Raw genomic sequence first — 20,435 nt, 5'->3', positions numbered from 1 at the left:
GGCCGTGGATGCTGCGTTGGGTGTTCCCGTCCTGGTCGGCTTGATCGCCGTGGCGCTGCTGTTCGACTTCCTGAACGGCCTGCACGACGCCGCCAATTCGATCGCGACCATCGTCTCGACCCGCGTGCTGCGGCCGCAGTTCGCGGTGTTCTGGGCCGCGTTCTTCAATTTCGTCGCCTTCATGGTGTTCGGCCTGCACGTCGCCCAGACCATCGGCACCGGCATCATCGATCCCTCGATCGTCGATGCCCAGGTGATCTTCGCGGCCCTGATCGGCGCCATCGTCTGGAACCTCGTGACCTGGGCGCTCGGCATCCCGTCTTCATCGTCGCACGCGCTGATCGGAGGCCTCGTCGGCGGCGGCATGGCGAAAGCGGGGATTTCGGCGGCGGTGTGGAGCGGATTGTCCAAGACGGTGCTGGCGATCGTGCTGTCGCCGCTGGTCGGCTTCCTGCTTGCGATGATGCTGGTCGCGATCGTGTCCTGGCTGTCGGTGCGCTCGACGCCGTTCGCGGTCGACCGCGCCTTCCGTATCCTGCAATTCGCCTCCGCCTCGCTCTATTCGCTCGGCCATGGCGGCAACGACGCGCAGAAGACCATGGGCATCATCGCCGTGCTGCTGTACTCGCAGGGCCATCTCGGCAGCGACTTCTCGGTGCCGTTCTGGGTGGTGCTGTCCTGCCAGGCGGCGATGGCGCTGGGCACGCTGATGGGCGGCTGGCGCATCGTCCGCACCATGGGTCTGCGCATCACCAAGCTGACGCCGATGCAGGGCTTCTGCGCCGAAACGGGCGGCGCGGCGACCCTGTTCATGGCGACCTTCCTCGGGGTTCCCGTCTCGACCACCCACACCATCACTGGCGCCATCGTCGGCGTTGGCGCGGCCCGCCGCGTCTCGGCGGTGCGCTGGAACGTCGCAAGCTCGATTGTCTATGCCTGGGTGATTACGATCCCGGCCTCGGCGATCGTGGCCGCGCTGACCTGGTGGGCGGTCAAGATCTTCGTCAGGTGACGAGCTTCAGCCCGATGATGCCGGCGATGATCAGTCCGATGCTGGCGAGGCGAAAGGCCGCGGCCGGCTCGCCGAACAGGACGATGCCAAGCGTCGCGGTGCCGACTGCGCCGATCCCGGTCCAGACCGCATAGGCGGTTCCGACGGGCAGCGATTTGAGCGCGAGCCCGAGCAGGATGACGCTGCCGGCCATCGCGGCGAGCGTGACGATGGAAGGAACAAGCCTGGTAAAGCCCTCGGTATATTTCAGGCCGATCGCCCAGGTGATCTCGAGGAGGCCGGCGACGAACAGGATGCTCCAGGCCATCACGACCCTCCATTCACGGCAGGGTCGTCCCCGCGGCTGATCTGCTGGTGGGATAGGAGGGCCGTCCCTCCCAAACGGCGATATGGGGCTGGCCGAGGGGCTCCGCAATCACCAAATCAGGCTTGATCGAGCCCAGTTTCCCTGCCAAACGCTCCCGCCATGTCCGACATCGCCACCACCGCAGCCGAATCGCCGGCCCGTTCCCCGCTTGCCGCTGAAGTGGCGCGCCGGCGGACCTTTGCGATCATCTCCCACCCCGACGCCGGCAAGACCACGCTGACCGAGAAGCTGCTGCTGTTCGGCGGCGCCATCAACCTCGCCGGTCAGGTCAAGGCCAAGGGCGAGCGCCGCAACACCCGTTCGGACTGGATGAAGATCGAGCGCGAGCGCGGCATCTCGGTCGTGACCTCGGTGATGACCTTCGAGTTCGAAGGCCTCGTCTTCAACCTGCTGGACACGCCGGGCCACGAGGACTTTTCGGAGGACACCTATCGCACGCTCACCGCGGTCGATTCCGCCGTCATGGTGATCGACGCCGCCAAGGGCATCGAGGCGCGCACCCGAAAGCTGTTCGAGGTGTGCCGTCTGCGCGACATCCCGATCATCACCTTCATCAACAAGATGGACCGCGAGAGTCGCGACGTGTTCGAGCTGCTCGACGAGATCGAGAAGACGCTGGCGCTCGACACCACGCCGATGACTTGGCCGGTCGGCCGCGGCCGCGACTTCCTCGGCACCTATGACGTCGTCAATGGCGGCGTGCGCCTGCTCGAAGGCGGCGGCGCCAAGACCGGCGCGGCGCAGCAGATCGAGATTGCCGAGCTCGCCAAGCTCAACGCCAACCTCGATGTGTCCGCCGTGAAGGACGAGCTCGAGCTCGTCACCGAGGCCTCGAAACCGTTCGAGCTCGGCGCATTCCGCGAGGGCCATCTGACGCCGGTCTATTTCGGCAGCGCGCTGCGCAATTTCGGCGTCGGCGACTTGCTCGAAGGTCTCGGCAAGTTCGCGCCCGAGCCGCGCGCGCAGGAGAGCGACCAGCGCAAGGTCGAGGCCACCGATCCGCGCATGAGCGCCTTCGTGTTCAAGATCCAGGCCAACATGGATCCGAACCACCGCGACCGCATCGCCTTCGCGCGGCTGTGCTCGGGCAAGCTCAGCCGCGGCATGAAGGCCAAGCTGGTGCGCACCGGCAAGAGCATGCCGCTGTCGAGCCCGCAATTCTTCTTCGCGCAGGACCGGTCGGTCGCGGACGAAGCCTTTGCCGGCGACGTCGTCGGCATTCCCAATCACGGCACGCTGCGCATCGGTGACACGCTGACCGAGGGCGAGGATTTCACTTTCGTCGGCGTGCCGAGCTTCGCGCCGGAAATCGTCCGCCGCGTCCGTCTCACCGACGCGATGAAGGCGAAGAAGCTGAAGGAAGCGCTGCAGCAGATGTCGGAAGAGGGCGTGGTGCAGGTGTTCCGCCCGCGCGACGGCGCCCCGGCGCTGGTCGGCGTGGTCGGCGCGCTGCAGCTCGACGTGCTGAAGGCGCGGCTGGAGGCGGAATATTCGCTGCCGGTCGAGTTCGAGGTCAGCGAATTCCAGCTCGCGCGCTGGGTCTCCTCGGAGGACCGCAAGAAGCTCGACACCTTCATCGCCGCCAACACCTCGAGCATCGCCGACGACGTCGACGGCGACCCCGTGTATCTCGCCAGGAACGAGTTCTATCTCGGCTACACCAAAGAACGCGCCGAGGGCATCGAGTTCGCCAACGTCAAGGACGTCAAGAAGAAGGGGTAGGGCAGTCGTTCTGGCCGCTCTCCAGCCAAGACATCCGCTGTCATGCCCCGGCTTGACCGGGGCATCCAGTACGCCGCGGCCTCTCGATTTAATCACATTCGTCTCGGAGTACTGGGTCGCCCGGTCCCGGCTCCGCCAAGGCTTCGCCGGGCTTTCGGTATTGGGCCGGCGTAGCTTTAGCGAAGACGGCAAGCCGGGCGACGACAGGGTGCCTAAACGCGAGCACGTGAACAGCCGCAGGCTTGACGTCATCGGGGGCAATGCCACTTTTTGGCTATGTGACCCTGCGAGCTCGCATCATGTGGCGCGGCATTCTCGTTCTCGTACTGCTGGCAATATCAACCGCGGCCGCCGACGCGCAGCGACGTCAGATCAATCCGATCCCGTTCGCGCACGAGCCGTGCAGCGTGCTCGACTATCGGCCCTGCACGCCGTCCTATTGCAGTCCGCTCGAGCCCGGCCCCTGCATTCCCGAGATCGACTATCCCTATGGGCAAAATCTGCAGCTGACGATCGAGAGCGTTCCATCCGAGGCCGATCGCGCCAAATACCAGAAGCCGGATCACGATCTCGACACGATCGGCGACCTCTTCGCCGAGCTGCGCACCTGCTGGTCGCCGCCAGGGGACAATGCGCGGGCGGGCATGCAGATGGCGGTGCGCTTCAGCTTCAACAAGGCGGGCAGCCTGATCGGGCCGCCGCGCTTGACCTTTGCGACCGCTGGCGTCCCCGCGGACACCCGAACGACCTACTTGAAGGCGATCAATGCATCGCTGAACGCCTGCCTGCCGCTGAAATTCACCAGCGGTCTCGGCGGCGCCCTGGCCGGCCGGCCGATCGCGATCCGCTATGTCGATAATCGGGAGCTGGCAAAATAGCTCTATCCCCTCATCCTGAGGAGCGCGTCCTTCACGCGCGTCTCGAAGGATGAAAGGCCCCCGTTGTTGCGACGGCCGGGCCTGCATGGTTCGAGACGCGCGCAAGGGCGCGCTCCTCACCATGAGGGGTGAGAGAGTTGCGACCATCGGCCAATCGATGATACCTCAGGGGCGGGGGCTGCTTGAGGGGAGGATGTCGTGGGTCTGCTGGTCATGATCCTGGGGCTGGTGCTGTTTTTCGCGGCCCATGTTTTCACATCGAAACGCGAGGCGCGCGCGCAGGCCATCGCAAGGCTGGGCGAGGGGACGTACAAGCTCCTCTACTCGGTGGTCTCGCTGGCGGGGCTGGCGCTGATCATCTGGGGCTTTTCCCATTATCGCAGCTCCGGCTGGATCGACGTCTGGTATCCGCCGAAGGCGCTGAAGCACATCACGCTGGCGCTGATGCTGCCCGCGGTCATCCTGGTGGTCGCCTCCTATTTGCGCGGGCGCATCTATGCGACGCTGAAGCATCCGATGCTGGCCGGCATCAAGCTGTGGGCGGCCGCGCATCTTCTCGCCAACGGCGATCTCGGCTCCATCATCCTGTTCGGCTCGTTCCTGGGCTGGGCGGTGTATGACCGTATCACGCTCAAGCATCGCGCCGATGCCGGTGGACCGCCAATTCCGGTCGGCGGCGTCACCAATGATCTGATCGCGGTTGCAGTCGGTGTCGTCGCTTATCTGGCGCTGGCCTTTGCGTTCCATCCCGTCGTGATCGGTGTTCCCGTCGTGGGCGTCTAGCCGATCGGCGCAAGACAGGCCCCTCACATTCGTGCGCGGAAGATAACAAGAGCAACAAGCTCAGGGCGTTCCGATGAACTGGTCGCATTCAGAAATCCCGCCGATGCACCTCGAGGCGCGCTTCGGCGACCGCGTCGTCCCGGCGTTCCGCGACCGGCCGGCGAGTCTCTGGGCGATGATCGCGGACGCCTGCGCCCGCAATCCCAATGGCGAAGCGCTGATCGCAGGCGATGTCCGGCTGAGCTGGCGGCAGGCGGCGGACCGGGCCGCTCGGATCGCGGCCGGGTTTCGCAAGCTCGGCCTGCAGCGCGGCGATCGCGTCGCGATCCTGCTCGGCAACCGCGTCGAATTTCCGCTGTTGCTGTTCGCCGCCGCGCATGAGGGCCTCGTCACGGTGCTGCTCAGCACGCGCCAGCAGAAGCCGGAGATCGCCTATGTCCTCGCCGATTGCGGCGCGAAGCTCCTGATCCATGAAGCGGCGCTCGCCGAGCGGCTGCCCGAGGCGTCGGACGTCCCCGCTGTGATCCACCGCATTGCTGTCGATGACGATCCGCATCTGTCGCGCTTCTCGGTGCTTGCAGACAATCCGCCGGCGCAGGCGCCGGTCGAGACGAGCGAGGAGGACACCGCGATGATCCTCTACACCTCGGGCACGACAGGCAAGCCGAAGGGCGCGATGCTCGCCCATTGCAACATCGTGCATTCCTCGATGGTGTTCGTGTCCTGCCTGCAATTGACGCAGACGGACCGTTCCATCGCAGCCGTGCCGCTCGGCCACGTCACCGGCGTCGTCGCCAACATCACCACCATGATCCGCTGCGCCGGCGCGCTGATCATCATGCCGGAGTTCAAGGCGGCAGATTATCTCAAGCTCGCCGCGCGCGAGCGCGTCACCTACACCGTGATGGTGCCGGCGATGTATAACCTCTGCCTGCTGCAGCCCGACTTCGGCAGCTACGATCTGTCGAGCTGGCGCATCGGCGGCTTCGGCGGCGCACCGATGCCGGTCGCGACCATCGAGAAGCTCAAGGCGACGATCCCCGGCCTCAAGCTGATGAACTGCTACGGGGCGACCGAGACGACGTCGCCCTCGACGATCATGCCGGGCGAATTGACGGCGAGCCATATCGACAGCGTCGGCCTGCCGTGCCCCGGCGCGCGCATCGTCGCGATAGACACGGACGGGCGCGAGCTGCCTGCCGGCGAGATCGGTGAGCTCTGGATCCAGAGCGCCTCCGTCATCAAGGGCTACTGGAATAATCCGAAGGCCACCGCCGAAAGCTTCACGGGCGGCTTCTGGCACTCGGGCGACCTCGGCTCGGTCGATGCGGAAGGCTTCGTCCGCGTGTTCGACCGGCAGAAGGACATGATCAATCGCGGCGGGCTGAAGATCTATTCGGCCGAGGTCGAATCCGTACTGGCAGGGCACCCCGCCGTGATCGAGAGCGCGATCATCGCCAGGGCCTGCCCGGTGTTGGGCGAGCGCGTTCATGCCGTGGTGGTGACGCGCAGCCCGGTCGCCAGCGAGGCCGTGCGGGCCTGGTGCGCCGAGCGGCTGTCCGACTACAAGGTCCCCGAGACCATGGCGATCACCGCCGAGCCTCTGCCGCGCAACGCCAATGGCAAGGTGCTGAAACGACAGCTGCGGGAGCTGCTCGGAACCTGAGCGGGGCAGGTGGCGCCTGGCTCTGCCGGGTGGTTAACGCCTTGATCGGGCTCGCTTTGCCTTGCCACCGCCATATCGTTAGGGTACCTCGCCGCCACACGGGGGACGGGATTCCTGACGCGAACGCCTTGGCGCGCGCACCCGGACGGGCATGGGATTAGCATAAGTGTCTGAATTATTTGACGAAGTCGACGAGGAAGTACGTCGCGAACAGTTCAAGAAACTGTGGGACAAGTATTCGATCTACTTCATCGCCCTGATGGTGCTGGTCGTGGCCGCCGCCGCCGGCTGGCAGGGTTATCGGTACCTGGAGGCCCAGAAGGCCGCCGAGGCCGGCGCCGCCTTCGAGAAGGCCGTCGAGCTGTCCGAGCAGGGCAAGCATGCGGAGGCCGAGACGGCCTTCACCGAGCTCGCCACCAAGGGCACCTCTGGCTATCGCACCCTGGCGCGGCTGCGCGCTGCGGCCGAGGCTGCCAGCCGCGATCGCAAGGCGGCCGCCAAGCTGTATGACGACATCGTTGCCGACCGCGGTGTCGGGGGCGAATGGCAGGATCTGGCCAGGATCCGCGCCGCCGGCCTCCTGGTCGACAGCGCGTCCTATGCCGACATGCAGCAGCGGCTGGAGGCTTCAGCCACCCCCAAATCGACGTTCCGCCATACTGCGCGCGAGATGCTGGCGCTGTCGGCCTGGCGTAACAACGACATGACCGCGGCCCGCAAATGGCTCGACGCGATTGCCGAGGACGGCGAGACGCCGCCGGGCCTGCGCTCGCGCGCCGAGGCGCTCGCCGCTCTGCTGCCGCCCGTCGCCAAAAGCTGACCAAGAGCTCACCGACGGGCTCTCTGACCTGACGAGATACGATATGCGCCGCACGCCACGCTTGATCGCAGCCGCCGTCCTGATCGCCTTCACGGGCGTCCTGGGCGGCTGCTCCAGCTTCGATCCAAGCGACATGCTCGACTTCCTCGACACCAAGAAGAAGCTGCCGGGCGATCGCAAGCCGGTCTTCCCCGAGGGCGTTCCGGGTCTCGAGCAGGGTGTCCCGAAGGAGATGTACAAGGGCGCGCAGCAGCAGCCGGATCCGAACGCGCCCGCCGTCGCGGCTCTGCCCGCCGAGCCGCCGCCTGAGCCGGCCAAACCGGCCAAGGGTGCCAAGGCGAAGAAGACCCATCAGCCCGCAACCGCGGCTGCGCCGGCCGATGCGCCCGCCGGCGAGGTCGATGGCGAGGCCCAGCCGGAAGCCGCGCCGCCCACCGCCGCGCCCCCGCCCAAGCAGAAGATCGTGCGCAAGCGCACCACCGCGCCGCCGCCGGACCAGCCGGTCCAGCAGGCGCAACCGACCCAGACCACGCAGCAGCAGACGCCGGGCGGTTTCCCGGCGCCGCTGCCGAGCGGCAGCTTCTCGCGATAATTTCCTTACATTGACAGGCGCAGCCCTGGCAGCGCACGAATGACCGATGTCCTTCACGATCGCCATCATCGGCCGGCCCAATGTCGGCAAGTCGACGCTGTTCAACCGCCTGGTCGGACAGAAGCTCGCGCTCGTCGATGACCTGCCCGGCGTCACCCGCGACCGCCGCGAGGGTGAGGCCAGGCTCGGCGACCTCCAGTTCACCATCATCGACACCGCCGGCCTCGACGAAGGCGCCAGGGGCTCGCTCACCGCGCGCATGCAGGAGCAGACCGAGACTGCGATCGCGCAGGCCGACGCGCTGTTCTTCGTCGTCGATGCCCGCATCGGCCTCACGCCCACCGATCGCGCCTTCGCCGATTTCGCCCGCAAGGCCAACAAGCCGGTGCTGCTGGTCGCCAACAAGAGCGAGGGCAAGCACGGCGATGCCGGTGCGATGGAAGCGTTCGCGCTCGGCCTCGGCGATCCCATCCAGATCTCGGCCGAGCACGGCGAGGGCATGGGCGAGCTCTACGACGCGCTGGCCAAGCTCATGCCGGAGCCCGTCGAGGAAGACGAGGATGAGGACGACGCGCCGCTCACCGAGGAGGAGGCCGCGACGCGCCCGATCCGGGTCGCCATCGTCGGCCGGCCCAATGCCGGCAAGTCGACGCTGATCAACCATCTGCTCGGCGAGGAGCGCCTGCTGACGAGCCCGGAGGCCGGCACCACGCGCGATTCCATCGCGGTCGAGATCAACTGGAAGGGCCGCGATTTCCGCGTGTTCGACACCGCGGGCCTCCGCCGCCGCTCGCGCATCGAGGAGAAGCTGGAAAAGCTCTCGGTCGCCGACGCGCTGCGCGCGGTGCGCTTTGCCGAAGTGGTCGTGCTGATGATGGATTCGCAGAACCGCTTCGAGGAGCAGGATCTGCGCATCGCCGATCTGATCGAGCGCGAGGGCCGCGCGGTCGTGCTCGCCGTCAACAAATGGGACCTGATGGAGACCAAGGGCGGCGGCGCGATCTCGGGCCTGCGCCGCGATGCCGATCACTGGCTGCCGCAGGTCAAGGGCGTGCCGATCGTCGCCGTCTCGGGCCTGATGGGCGAGGGCATCGATCGCCTGATGCAGGCGATCCAGGACGCCTATGCGGTCTGGAACAGGCGCGTGCCGACCGCTGCGCTCAATCGCTGGTTCGAGCAGGCGATCCAGGCCAATCCGCCGCCCGCGGTGTCCGGCCGCAGACTGAAGCTGAACTACATCACGCAGACCAAGGCACGCCCGCCGAGCTTCGTGCTGTTCTGTTCGCGTGCCGATGCGGTGCCGCAATCCTACCTGCGCTACCTGACCAACTCCATGCGCGAGACGTTTGAGCTGCCCGGCACGCCGGTCCGCATCACCTTGCGCGAGAAGGCCAATCCCTTCGCGCACAAGCGCAAGCGGCCGTCGTGAGCGACGGCGCCGGCGAGGCGACAGCGCAGGGCGCTGCGCCGGTCCGGCGCGGTGCGGTCGCCTTCATCTTCGTCACCATCCTGCTCGACATGCTCGCAATCGGCGTGATCATGCCGATCCTGCCGAAGCTGGTGGAGAGCTTCACCGGCAATGACACCGCGCATGCGGCGCGCATCTTCGGCCTGTTCGGCACCGCCTGGGCGCTGATGCAGTTCGTGTTCTCGCCGGTGTTAGGTGCGCTGTCGGATCGCTTCGGACGGCGCCCGGTGGTGCTGCTGTCGAATTTCGGGCTTGGCGCGGACTACGTTCTGATGGCGCTGGCGCCGTCCTTGACCTGGCTGTTCATCGGCCGTGTGATCTCGGGCATCACTTCGGCCAGCATCTCGACGGCGTTTGCGTACATCGCCGACATCACGCCGCCGGAGCAGCGTGCGGCGGTGTTCGGCAGGATTGGAGCCGCGTTCGGCGCCGGCTTCATCCTCGGCCCGGCGCTGGGCGGCCTGCTCGGCGACATCGATCCGCGCCTGCCGTTCTGGGCCGCGGCGGGCTTGAGCTTTGCCAATGCGCTCTATGGCTTGCTCGTGCTGCCGGAATCGCTGGCGCCGGAAAGACGCGCGCCGTTCCGCTGGACCACCGCCAATCCGGTTGGCGCACTGCGCCTGCTCCGCAGCAATGCGGCACTGGCCGGGCTGTCGATCGTCAATTTCATCGCGCAGGTCGCCCATGTCGTGCTGCCCTCGACCTTCGTGCTCTATGCGACCTATCGCTATGGCTGGGATTCCAAGACGGTCGGACTGACGCTGGCGATGGTCGGCATCTGCGCCATGGTGGTGCAGGGGCTCGCCATCGGACCGATCGTGCGCGTGCTCGGCGAGCGAAAGGCACTGTTGCTCGGCCTGTGCTGTGGCGCGATCGGCTTCGTGATCTTCGGGGCTGCGCCGACCGGGCCGCTGTTCTGGATCGGCATTCCCGTGATGTCGCTGTGGGGCATCTCGGGCGCCGCCATGCAGTCGCTGATGACGCGGCTGGTCGCGCCCGATCAGCAGGGCCAGCTGCAGGGCGCGACCGCGAGCGTGCAGAGCGTGTCGCAGCTGGTCGGCCCGTTCCTGTTCACGCTGACGTTTTCCTATTTCATCGGCACCAGTGCGCCGCTGCATCTGCCGGGCGCGCCGTTCCTGCTCGCGGCGGTGTTGATGGTGCTGTCGCTCGTGATAGCGGCTCGTGCGACGGCGATGGTCGCACCCACCGGCTAACGGACGGTTGCTACTGTCGCCGATTTGCAACAGCGCGTGCGTTTCTTAGGAATTCTGTCCGGCTGACACGCACGGAAGCTTCCGAACGAAGGCTTGGCGTGCAAAATAAATCTGTTGATTCGTTTTATTCCTCATTGAAGGTCGGGCAATCGATTCTGCCCGAGGCAAAGCAAATTGCGATGGCGCGTGTGCCGGTTTGGACAGGGTATTTTCGCCGGTCGCGCTTGCCATCTTTGGGAGTTGTTGCTGCGATTGCTGGTTGCGTAACGCTCGCTCTGACGGATGGGACGCTTGCGGCTTGTTCGCCGGCGGCCGACAACAGCCCCAATCCCCCGCCGGGTACGACCGTCGCATGCTCGGGGTCTACGACCGATCAAAACGGGACCAACGGCTACGGGACCGGCAATCAAACCAGCATCGTCATCGATGTTAGCAGCGGCGCCTCGGTCACGGGAAGCGCTGGCAGCGGAATCAGGGTCGGGAGCGCGACGGTAAGTAATTCCGGAAACATCACCGGGGCGACGAGCGGCATTTTCGCACAGAATGACCTCACCGTCACAAATGGCGCCAGCGCCAGTATCACCGGGACCACGTCATTCGGCGTTGGCTCGAACAATGGCAGCGTGACCGTCGTCAACGGCGGCACCATCACGGCCAACGCGAACATTGGCGTATTCGCCTATGTCAACACCACGGTTACCAACAATGCGGGCGGTACGATCACAGGCGATCTGGGCATCAATTCCGGATATTCCGCTGCCGCGAATGTCACGAATTTCGGCAATATCGTCGGCACTTCATACGGCGTTATTGCTTACGGTACGGCGACCGTCTCCAACATGGCAGGCGGCCTGATTTCCGGCGGAATAACCGGCGTTGCGGCCAATCAGGTACTGAACCTCACCAATGCCGGCACGATTACAGGTGCCACCAACTACGGGCTCGATGCGACCGGCGACGTTGACGTCGCCAACGCTGCCACCGGGACCATTACCGGTGCCATGGACGGCGTCCACACCTCCAGTGGATCGATTACGATCACGAATTTCGGGACCATCGCAAGTGGGGCCGGATCGGCCGCCTCCGCGCACGCCAATCTGACGATAGCGAATGGTGCCGGCGGAAGCCTGAGCGGTGGCTTGGTCGCCAATGCGGGCTCTGCAAGCGTCACAAACCTCGGGACCATTGCCGGCCTGAATAACACCGCGATTTTTGCCTTCACCGACGTCAATGTGACCAATGGCATCGGCGGGCAGATCACGAGCCTGATCAATAACGCGATCTATGCCAATCATGGGGTCGCCACCATCGCCAATTCCGGAACTATCAGCGCAGGCGGTTCTGGCTACGCCATTCGCGCCGAGACGAGCGCGGTTGTAACCAATTACATCGGTGCGCAGATCAGTGGCGGCGACACCGGCGTCCGCGCCAGCGCTGGTTCCGTTTCGGTGATCAATTACGGCGCGATCTCGGGCCTCGCGGGCAACGGCATCTATGCGGGGACGGGCGGGTCGTCCGTCTTCAATGCGGGGACCATCAGCGGCGGGACGGCAGCCATACAATTTGCCGGCAGCGGCAACGTTCTCACGCTCGCGCCTGGATCGGTCATCACCGGCAACGTGCTTGGCGGAGGCAGCGATACGTTCCAGCTTGGCGGCAGCGGTGCCGCGACCTTCGATGTCAGCGCGTTGGGTGCGGCCGCCCAGTATCAGGGATTCAGTAACTTCAACAAGGTGAGCGATTCGATTTGGACGCTGACCGGCACTGGCTCCTTTGCTGGTGACATTCATGTCAATGGCGGCGCGCTCATCGTGAATGGCAATATCGCGTCGGCAAACAATCTCGTGGTCAACGCCGGCGGGACTCTCGGTGGCATCGGCACCGTCGGTAACACCGTCGTCAACGGCGGTATTCTCTCTCCAGGCAATTCGATCGGGACAATTGCCGTTCAGGGCGGCCTCGTGTTCACGGCCGCTTCGGCCTACCTGGTCCAGGTGTCGTCGTCCGCCTCCGACCTCACCAATGTGACGGGGGCGGCGACGCTGGCCGGCACGGTCCGGGTCGCTCTCGCCGACGGTACCCTCCGGTTCAATTCGCCCTACACCATCCTGAGTGCTGCGACGCTGAACGGCTCCCGGTTTGATTCCGTGGCGACGCCAACCGGAATTTCCGGCTCGCTGACATATTCGGGCAATACGGTACAGCTTGTTCTGGGCTCGGGTCTTGCGCAAATCACCGGCCTCAATAGGAACCAGCGCGCGGTTGCCACCGGGCTGGATCATGCGTTCAATTCCTTCGGCAGCGTGCCTGCGGCATATGGCGGCATCTTCAGCGGGAACGTTCCGGCAAACCTGACGGAGGCATCAGGCGAGGTCGCGACGGGTTCACAGCAGACGACGTTCGACGCAATGAACCTGTTCGTCAATTTGCTGACCGATCCATTGGCTGCAGGACGGGACAGGATTGCGTCGACAGCGACCTCATTTCAGGACGAGGGGACGGTCGATAGCTATGCAAGCGGCGGTCGCCGCCGCTCCGGCTCCGAACGTGACGCCTACGCCATGATCACCAAAGCAACGGCGGCTGCCGGTTTCGACCAGCGCTGGCAGGTGTGGGGCGCGGGCTTCGGCGGTTCGCAGACGACCGATGGCAATGCAGTACAGGGATCGAACGCGACCACAAGCCGCATCGGCGGCGCGACCGTCGGCGCCGCATACCGGATCTCGCCATTCACACAGGTCGGTTTCGCGCTCGCAGGCGGTGGCACCAGCTTCGTTGTCGCCAATGGTCTTGGTTCAGGCCGATCCGACCTGTTCCAGGCCGGTGCAAATGTCCTCCATGCGGCCGGTGCTGCGTACGTCTCGGCCGCTTTGGCCTATGGCTGGCAGGACGTCACGACCAACCGGACGGTTACGATTGCCGGCGCTGACCAATTGCGTGCGCAGTTCAACGCCAATGCGTGGGCTGGGCGTCTCGAAGGCGGCTATCGCTTCATCAGCCCATGGCTCGGTGTGGGAGTCACACCCTATGCCGCCGCGCAATTTACAAGCTTCGAACTGCCGAATTACGCCGAACAAGCCGTTGGCGGCGCCAACACCTTTGCGCTGGCCTATGCCGCCAAGAACGTAACGTCGCCGCGCTCGGAACTCGGCTTTCGTACCGACAGGTCGTTTGCATGGTCGAGTTCGATCCTGACCCTACGCAGCCGCTTCGGCTGGGCACACGACTACAACACCGATCGCAGCATTGCCGCGACCTTCCAGACGCTGCCAGGCGCATCCTTTGTTGTGGGTGGGGCATCGCCAGCGCGGGATGCTGCGCTTACTTCCGCGACAGCCGAAATGAGATGGCTGAACGGGCTCTCGCTCGCGGCAACGTTCGAGGGTGAGTTCTCAAGCGTTACCTCAAGCTTCGCCGGAAAGGGCCTGGCGCGCTATACTTGGTAGCGACTGCGGGGATAATGCTCCGGTGTATTTCCACCCCTGTAAGTGAGTGCGGGCACGACGCACGCGGTGCCGTGCCCGCTTTCTGCTTGATTTACTTCTTCACCAGCGGACACTCGCTCGCCTCGAGCGGCTTGGCGGCGTCTTCCGGGGCGATGGTGGCGACCAGCTTGTAGTAGTCCCACGGTCCCTTCGACTCTTCCGGCTTCTTGACCTCGAACAGATAGGCCGGGATGAGGCGGCGGCCGTCGGCGCGCAGCGGGCCCTTGCCGAACAGCGGATCGTCGGTCGGAAGTTCCTTCATCTTGGCGACGACCTTGGCGCCGTCATGCGGATTGCTGCCGATCGCGTCCATCGCCTTCAGGTAATGCAGGATCTCGGCATAGAGGCCCGCAACCGTCATCGAGGGCATCGCGCCCTTGGGCGAGACCTTCTGGAAGCGCTTCGACCATTCGCGGGTCTGGTCGTTGAGATCCCAGTAGAAGGACTCGGTGAAGGTCAGGCCCTGCGCGGTCTTCAGGCCGAGCGAGTGCACGTCATTGATGAAGAGCAGGAGCGCGGCGAGCTTCTGGCCGCCCGAGACGATACCGAATTCAGCGGCCTGCTTGATTGCATTGGTGGTGTCGCCGCCGGCGTTGGCAAGGCCGATCACCTTGGCCTTGGAGGACTGCGCCTGCAGCAGGAAGGACGAGAAATCGGACGTGTTCAGCGGATGCTTGACACCGCCGAGCACCTTGCCGCCGGTGGCGGTGACGACGTTGCTGGTGTCGCGCTCCAGCGCATGGCCGAACGCGTAGTCCGCGGTCAGGAAGAACCAGCTGTCACCGCCCGCCTTGGTCAGCGCCTTGCCGGTGCCGTTGGCGAGCATGTAGGTGTCGTAGGTGAAGGAGACGGTGTTGGGCGTGCAGGCCTTGCCGGTCAGGTCGGCGGTCGCCGCACCCGAATTGAGCAGCACCGAGTTCTTTTCCTTGACGAGGTTGCTCACCGCGAGCGCGACGCCAGAGCTCGGCGTGTCGGCGATGGCATCGACCTTGTCGGCGTCGATCCATTGCCGGGCGATGTTGACGCCGATGTCGGGCTTGTTCTGGTGGTCGCCGGAGAGGACCTCGATGGTCCAGCCCTTGGCCTTCAGGCCGGAATCCTCGACCGCCATTTTCACCGCTGCGACCGAGTTCGGCCCGCCGATGTCGGCATAGAGGCTCGACATGTCGTTAAGCACGCCGATCTTGATCGTCTTGTCCTGCGCGTAGGCGGATGTTGCAAAACCGAAAGTGGCACAAGCCAGAAGAGCCGCAGTGCGGCGCGCGAACGTTGTCATAAAAGGTCTCCTCCATTGTCAAATATTCGGACGGCTCTCTTACGGAGCCTTGTTCCTGTCGATGGCTCTACCGTGTCCCACGGCCGGCGGCAATGCGCCTAAAGCCGGATGGCGCTGCGTCGTAGCGTCATCCGTCAGTTAACTTTTGGGCAAAATGCGTTGAGACGCTATTTCAGCGCGTCCGATGGCAGCTTGAATTTCTGGATGCGTTTTCCGGTATCGACCTCGGCGGTATCGGCGTTACCCGCGATGGTTCGACAAACTGCTCGCCTTCATGCTGGCGGCTGAAAGCTCATCAGGCTGCGGGTCTTGTAGTCGTAGAATTTGCCGGTTTCGGTCCAGTCGGGTGCGCATAGCGGCACGATGAGCTCGGCGACCTGCTCGGGCGTATCCAGCGTCTCAGGGTCTTCGCCCGGCATCAGCGTGGCGCGCATGCGGGTGCGGACCGGCCCCGGATTGAACAGGTTGACGCGCAGAGGCGTGTTCGCGGTCTCCTGCGCCCAGGCGCGCGCCAGCGTTTCCAGCGCGGCCTTCGATGCCGCGTAGGGGCTGACATAGGCGGTCGCCTTGTTGGCGGCGCCCGACGTAATGAACACCGCGCGGCCGGCGTCGGACTGCTTGAGCAGCGGCTCCATGCAGCGGATCAGCTGGAAGTTCGCGGAGACGTTGACGGCCATCACGTCGTTGAAGGTCTTCAGCTCGATATGGCCGATCGGCGAGGAGGGGCCGAGCACGCCGGCGTTGCCGACGAGGATGTCGAGCTTGCCATAGCGCTCGTGCAGGCCGGCGCCGAGCCGCGCGATGCCGTCGGAATCGGTGAGGTTGAGCGGCACCAGGGTGGCGCTGCCGCCGTCCTTGCGGATCTCGTCGTCGAGCTCTTCCAGCCCGCCCTGCGTCCGCGCCGTCGCCACGATATGCGCGCCCGCCTTGGCCAGCGCCCTGGCGGTGGCGAAACCGATGCCGCGCGAGGCGCCGGTGACGAGAGCGATGCGGTCGGCGAGGGGCTTTGTCATGGCGGGGTTTTACAGCCGTGGACGGCCGGGACAAGCCCGGCCATGACGGAATTATCGCCTTCGAGCTTAGCTGTCGCCGCCCAACTGCATGTTGTCGTTGTTCGTCCCGTTTCCGGAACCGTCGGGTGTTACCTTCGTACCCTGCCTGAAGGCGAAGACGATGAAGCCGGCCAAAAGCATTCCGCAGAGGATGGCGATGGTCAGCTGCATCGTCGCGATCTCCGCGTCAGCTCGCCTCCGCCAGCAGGGACAGCTGCCGCGGCTGCGGCTCGGTCTGGGTCTGGTCGGTGAGGTGGGTCGGATAGGCCCCGGTGAAGCAGTGGTCCGAGAACTTCGGATTGGCGGGGTCGCGGCCGGGCTCGCCCATGGCGCGGTACATGCCGTCGATCGACAGGAAGGCGAGCGAGTCGGCGCCGATGATCTCGCGCATCTCCTCCAGCGAATGCGTCGCAGCCAGGAGGCCGCCGCGGTCGGGCAGGTCGATGCCGTAATAATCCGGATAGAGGATCGGGGGTGAGGCGAGGCGGAAATGGACTTCCTTGGCGCCGGCATCGCGCATCATGCGCACGATCTTCTTCGAGGTGGTGCCGCGCACCAGCGAGTCGTCGATCAGGATGATGCGCTTGCCTTCGATCGCGGCGCGGTTGGCCGAGTGCTTCATGCGCACGCCGGATTCGCGGATCGCCTGGGTCGGCTGGATGAAGGTGCGGCCGACATAATGGTTGCGGATGATGCCGAGTTCGAACGGCACGCCGGAATGCTGGCTGTAGCCGACCGCGGCGGGCACGCCGGAATCCGGCACCGGCACGACGACGTCGATCGGCACGTGGCTCTCGCGCGCGAGCTGCGCACCGAAGGCCTTGCGCACCTCGTAGACCGAGCGGCCATGGACGATGGAGTCGGGCCGGGAGAAGTAGATGTATTCGAAGATGCAGGGACGCGGCGCTATCGGCGGGAACGGCTTGTGGATGTCCTGGCCGTTCTCGTCGAACACGATGACTTCGCCGGGCTCGATGTCGCGCACGAAGCGCGCGCCGATGATGTCGAGCGCGCAGGTCTCCGAGGTCAGGATCGGGCAGCCGTCGAGCTCGCCGAGCACGAGCGGGCGGATGCCGCGTGGATCGCGCGCGCCGACCAGCTTCTTGTTGGTGAGCGAGACCAGCGCATAGGCGCCTTCGATCTCGCGCAGCGCGTCGATATAGCGCTCGATGAAACGGGCGCGCTTGGAGCGTGCGACCAGGTGCAGGATCACCTCGGTGTCGGTGGTCGACTGCATCATCGCGCCGTGCCTCACGAGCTCGCGGCGCAGCGTCAGGCCGTTGGTGAGGTTGCCGTTATGGGCGACCGCGAGGCCGCCGGCATTGAGCTCGGCGAACAGCGGCTGCACGTTGCGCAGGATGGTGGCGCCGGTGGTGGAGTAGCGGACATGGCCGACCGCGACATTGCCGGGCAGGCGGTCGATCACCTCGCGGCGGGAGAAGGTGTCGCCGACGAGGCCGAGGCGGCGTTCCGAGTGAAAGCGGCTGCCGTCGTAGGAGACGATGCCGGCGGCCTCCTGGCCGCGGTGCTGCAGGGCGTGGAGGCCGAGCGCGGTGATGGCGGCGGCGTCGGGGTGACCGTAGATGCCGAACACGCCGCATTCCTCGCGCAGCGTATCCCCTTCCAGATCGTCCTGAAGCTCCAGCGTGGACGGGCTCAAACCGGCCTTGGCGTCGAGATCAAGTTCAGCGTCCTGGTCAGGGTGTCGCATCTCGTTCGCGCCTCTCTCTAGGGCTCAAGTCAACGTGCCGCGGGTTTCTCGATCAGTTTTTTCAAACTGTCACGAGCGGGTTTACTGTATCCGTCGCCACTGCCCGAAGGCTGCTGCTCGGAATCAGCTTGATCATCATCTGGTTTGTTTTTCTTGAATCTCTTCAAGATGGTGTTCTCGGGGTCGTCAGGCAAGAGGGCCATCAGCCAATCCCCGGTTCCCTGGAGCACCACGCGGGATTTCGCCCCCGTGACCCAGTCCGGGCGCTGCTTGTCCGGCACCAGCCAGGTGAAGAACAGGAAGGCGACCACGACAATCAAAAGCCCGCGAGCCAGGCCAAACAGGAAGCCGAGGGTGCGGTCCAGCGCGCCGATGCGCGAATCCAGGATCATGTCGGAGATCCGGACCGTGATCACGGAGACCACGACGAGGGTGCCGACGAACACGCCGGCGACCACGACCACGCTCGCCACCGTGTCGTTGTTGAAATAGGTTTTTGCGGTCGGCAGCAGCTTCGAGAACGAGTAGAGCGTCACGATTGCCGCCGCACCCCAGGCCGCGATCGACAGGATTTCGCGCATGAAGCCGCGGACCATCGCGAGCAGGCCCGAGATCAGCATCACACCGAGCAGGATCAGGTCGAGGAGTGTTACTGGCATCGGCTGGTCTGGTCCGCTCGTACTTCAAAGGTGCTCAGCGAATCGGTGTTTGGCCGCCGCCCTAAAAGAGAGGCAGACGGCGTTCCCGGCAAGGCCGCAACCACGCAATCCCATGCTGCTTTTGTGACGGCTGTATAGCGGCGGGGGCCTCCGGCGTCACCTCCGGCTACCCCTCTCCGCGGCGGAATCTTGCCGGTGTGGCATTTTTCTCGGCCGGCGCGCCGGATTCGCCCCGGCGGGAGCCCCTGGCGGCGATCTCGGCCACCAATGTGGTCAGGCTGTTCACCGCGTTCAGGGACAGTCCGGCGTCGCCGCCGGCATCGCCCCGCGCCGATTCGGGCAGCACGGCGCGCTGAAAGCCGAGCTTGGCCGCTTCCTTCAGCCGGGCCGGGGTTTGCGCCACCGGACGCACCACGCCGGACAGCGAGATTTCGCCGAAATAGACCGCATCGGTGGGTAACTGCGCGTTAACCAGCGAGGACACCAGTGCCGCGGCGGCGGCAAGGTCGGCCGCCGGCTCGTGGATGCGCAGGCCGCCGGCGACGTTCAGATAGACGTCGTGGCCGGACAGCTTGACCCCGCAATGGGCCTCCAGCACCGCCAGCACCATCGAGAGCCGGCTCGGATCCCATCCGACCACGGCCCGGCGCGGCGTGCCGAGCGAGGTCGGGGCGACCAGTGCCTGCAATTCGACCAGAACTGGCCTCGTGCCTTCGATCCCTGCGAAGACTGCGGTGCCGGGCGTGCCGAGATCGCGCTCGGACAGGAACAGCTCCGAGGGGTTGGTGACTTCGCGCAAGCCCAAGCCCGTCATCTCGAACACGCCGATCTCATCGGTCGGCCCGAAGCGGTTCTTGACCGCGCGCAGGATGCGGAATTGCTGCGAGCCTTCGCCCTCGAACGACAGCACCGCATCGACCATGTGTTCGACCACGCGGGGACCTGCGATCTGGCCGTCCTTGGTGACGTGGCCGACCAGGATGATGGCAGCACCCGTCTTCTTGGCGAAGCGGATCAGCGCCTGCGCCGAGGCGCGCACCTGCGTCACCGTGCCGGGCGCGGATTCCACCGTGTCGGTCCACATGGTCTGGATCGAGTCGATCACGATCAGCCGCGGCACCGCGCCTTCCGACAGCGTCGAGACGATGTCCTCGACCGAGGTCTCGGCGGCGAGCTGCACCGGCGCGTCGGACAGCCCGAGCCGCTCGGCGCGCAGCCGCACCTGCGCCACCGCTTCTTCACCGGAGATGTAGACGATGCGGTGGCCGGCACGCGCCATCATGCTGGTGGCCTGCGTCAGCAATGTCGATTTGCCGATGCCGGGATCGCCACCAACGAGCAGCACGGAGCCGCGAACAAAACCGCCGCCGGTGACGCGGTCGAGCTCGGTCATCCCTGAGGACAGGCGCGGCGCATCCGGGCTCTTTCCGGCGAGGCTCTCCAGCGCAAATGTCCGGCCCTTGCGCTTGGAGCGGATCGAGACCGGCACGCTGCCGCTCGTGTCTTCCTCGGCGAGCGTATTCCACTCGCCGCAGGACTCGCACTTGCCCTGCCAGCGGTTATAGGCCGCGCCGCAGTTCTGGCAGACGAAGGAAAGCGTGTTCTTGGCCATTGGGGACGATTGAGTCGGAGGTTTCAGGGGTCTGCTGATAGCACGGAATGGCGGGCCCTGAGGCCGATCAGTCGCGCGCCCACACCGCAATTCACCACGACCGGTACACCCTTTGTTA

At 65.4% G+C, this 20,435-nt stretch carries 17 protein-coding genes; 10 read left to right on the top strand and 7 right to left on the bottom strand.

Features of this window, described 5'->3' with window-relative positions; translation table 11 throughout:
* Positions 1–4: 4 nt before the first annotated feature.
* Positions 5–1,012, top strand: coding sequence for an inorganic phosphate transporter (locus tag GGD63_RS04265; protein WP_183239616.1), 1,008 nt, complete (start codon positions 5–7; stop codon positions 1,010–1,012).
* Here GGD63_RS04265 and sugE read toward each other — a convergent pair.
* On the bottom strand, positions 1,005–1,319 hold the full coding sequence (gene sugE, locus GGD63_RS04260) for a quaternary ammonium compound efflux SMR transporter SugE (protein WP_183239615.1): 315 nt from the start codon (positions 1,317–1,319) through the stop codon (positions 1,005–1,007). The two genes, GGD63_RS04265 and sugE, sit on opposite strands and share 8 nt — an antisense overlap.
* Positions 1,320–1,478: 159 nt before the next feature.
* On the opposite strand from sugE, the gene GGD63_RS04255 reads away from it, so the two are divergent.
* From GGD63_RS04255 to GGD63_RS40745, 9 genes are all read left to right on the top strand, one after another.
* Complete coding sequence (locus GGD63_RS04255; protein ID WP_183239614.1) at positions 1,479–3,101, top strand: peptide chain release factor 3; 1,623 nt, start codon at positions 1,479–1,481, stop codon at positions 3,099–3,101.
* 299 nt (positions 3,102–3,400) lie between these two features.
* A complete protein-coding gene (locus GGD63_RS04250) occupies positions 3,401–3,979 on the top strand; it encodes a hypothetical protein (RefSeq protein WP_183239613.1) in 579 nt (192 codons plus the stop codon).
* Between the two features lie 198 nt (positions 3,980–4,177).
* Positions 4,178–4,762 (top strand): NnrU family protein, encoded by a 585-nt coding sequence (locus GGD63_RS04245; protein ID WP_183239612.1) that lies wholly within the window; start codon positions 4,178–4,180, stop codon positions 4,760–4,762.
* 73 nt (positions 4,763–4,835) lie between these two features.
* Positions 4,836–6,428 (top strand): class I adenylate-forming enzyme family protein, encoded by a 1,593-nt coding sequence (locus GGD63_RS04240; protein WP_183239611.1) that lies wholly within the window; start codon positions 4,836–4,838, stop codon positions 6,426–6,428.
* 166 nt (positions 6,429–6,594) lie between these two features.
* A complete protein-coding gene (locus GGD63_RS04235; protein WP_183239610.1) occupies positions 6,595–7,248 on the top strand; it encodes a tetratricopeptide repeat protein in 654 nt (217 codons plus the stop codon).
* 43 nt (positions 7,249–7,291) lie between these two features.
* Positions 7,292–7,840 carry a hypothetical protein gene (locus tag GGD63_RS04230; RefSeq protein ID WP_183239609.1) on the top strand — a complete coding sequence of 183 codons (549 nt, stop codon included), beginning with the start codon at positions 7,292–7,294 and terminating at the stop codon, positions 7,838–7,840.
* Between the two features lie 46 nt (positions 7,841–7,886).
* Positions 7,887–9,269, top strand: coding sequence for a ribosome biogenesis GTPase Der (der, locus tag GGD63_RS04225; RefSeq protein WP_183239608.1), 1,383 nt, complete (start codon positions 7,887–7,889; stop codon positions 9,267–9,269).
* Entirely contained in the window at positions 9,266–10,522 is a 1,257-nt protein-coding gene (locus GGD63_RS04220) for a TCR/Tet family MFS transporter (RefSeq protein ID WP_183239607.1), read from the top strand. The genes der and GGD63_RS04220 overlap by 4 nt, the downstream gene beginning before the upstream one ends.
* Before the next feature lie 98 nt (positions 10,523–10,620).
* Positions 10,621–13,968 carry an autotransporter domain-containing protein gene (locus GGD63_RS40745; protein ID WP_312013030.1) on the top strand — a complete coding sequence of 1,116 codons (3,348 nt, stop codon included), beginning with the start codon at positions 10,621–10,623 and terminating at the stop codon, positions 13,966–13,968.
* A gap of 91 nt (positions 13,969–14,059) precedes the next feature.
* On the opposite strand, the gene GGD63_RS04210 is transcribed toward GGD63_RS40745, so the two are convergent.
* The 6 genes from GGD63_RS04210 to radA all read right to left on the bottom strand — a co-directional run bounded on the left by GGD63_RS04210 (position 14,060) and on the right by radA (position 20,317).
* Positions 14,060–15,283, bottom strand: a complete 1,224-nt coding sequence (locus tag GGD63_RS04210; protein ID WP_183239606.1) for an ABC transporter substrate-binding protein — start codon at positions 15,281–15,283, stop codon at positions 14,060–14,062.
* Positions 15,284–15,555: 272 nt separating this feature from the next.
* Positions 15,556–16,296 carry an SDR family NAD(P)-dependent oxidoreductase gene (locus GGD63_RS04205; protein WP_183239605.1) on the bottom strand — a complete coding sequence of 247 codons (741 nt, stop codon included), beginning with the start codon at positions 16,294–16,296 and terminating at the stop codon, positions 15,556–15,558.
* A 66-nt stretch (positions 16,297–16,362) separates the two neighbouring features.
* On the bottom strand, positions 16,363–16,506 hold the full coding sequence (locus tag GGD63_RS04200) for a hypothetical protein (RefSeq protein WP_183239604.1): 144 nt from the start codon (positions 16,504–16,506) through the stop codon (positions 16,363–16,365).
* A gap of 16 nt (positions 16,507–16,522) precedes the next feature.
* Positions 16,523–18,046: an amidophosphoribosyltransferase gene (gene purF / locus GGD63_RS04195; RefSeq protein ID WP_183239603.1), complete on the bottom strand. Its 1,524-nt coding sequence runs from the start codon at positions 18,044–18,046 to the stop codon at positions 16,523–16,525.
* A 29-nt stretch (positions 18,047–18,075) separates the two neighbouring features.
* Positions 18,076–18,705 carry a CvpA family protein gene (locus GGD63_RS04190; RefSeq protein WP_011086837.1) on the bottom strand — a complete coding sequence of 210 codons (630 nt, stop codon included), beginning with the start codon at positions 18,703–18,705 and terminating at the stop codon, positions 18,076–18,078.
* Positions 18,706–18,871: 166 nt separating this feature from the next.
* The gene (radA, locus tag GGD63_RS04185; RefSeq protein WP_183239602.1) at positions 18,872–20,317 is read right to left on the bottom strand and encodes a DNA repair protein RadA; all 1,446 of its coding nucleotides are present in this window, start codon (positions 20,315–20,317) and stop codon (positions 18,872–18,874) included.
* Positions 20,318–20,435: the final 118 nt, after the last annotated feature.

Origin of the sequence: Bradyrhizobium sp. cir1, assembly GCF_014198245.1 — a bacterium.
Lineage (GTDB): Bacteria > Pseudomonadota > Alphaproteobacteria > Rhizobiales > Xanthobacteraceae > Bradyrhizobium.
The sequence above is the reverse complement of the archived record's forward strand: the minus strand, read 5'-3'. Positions and strand labels throughout refer to the sequence as shown.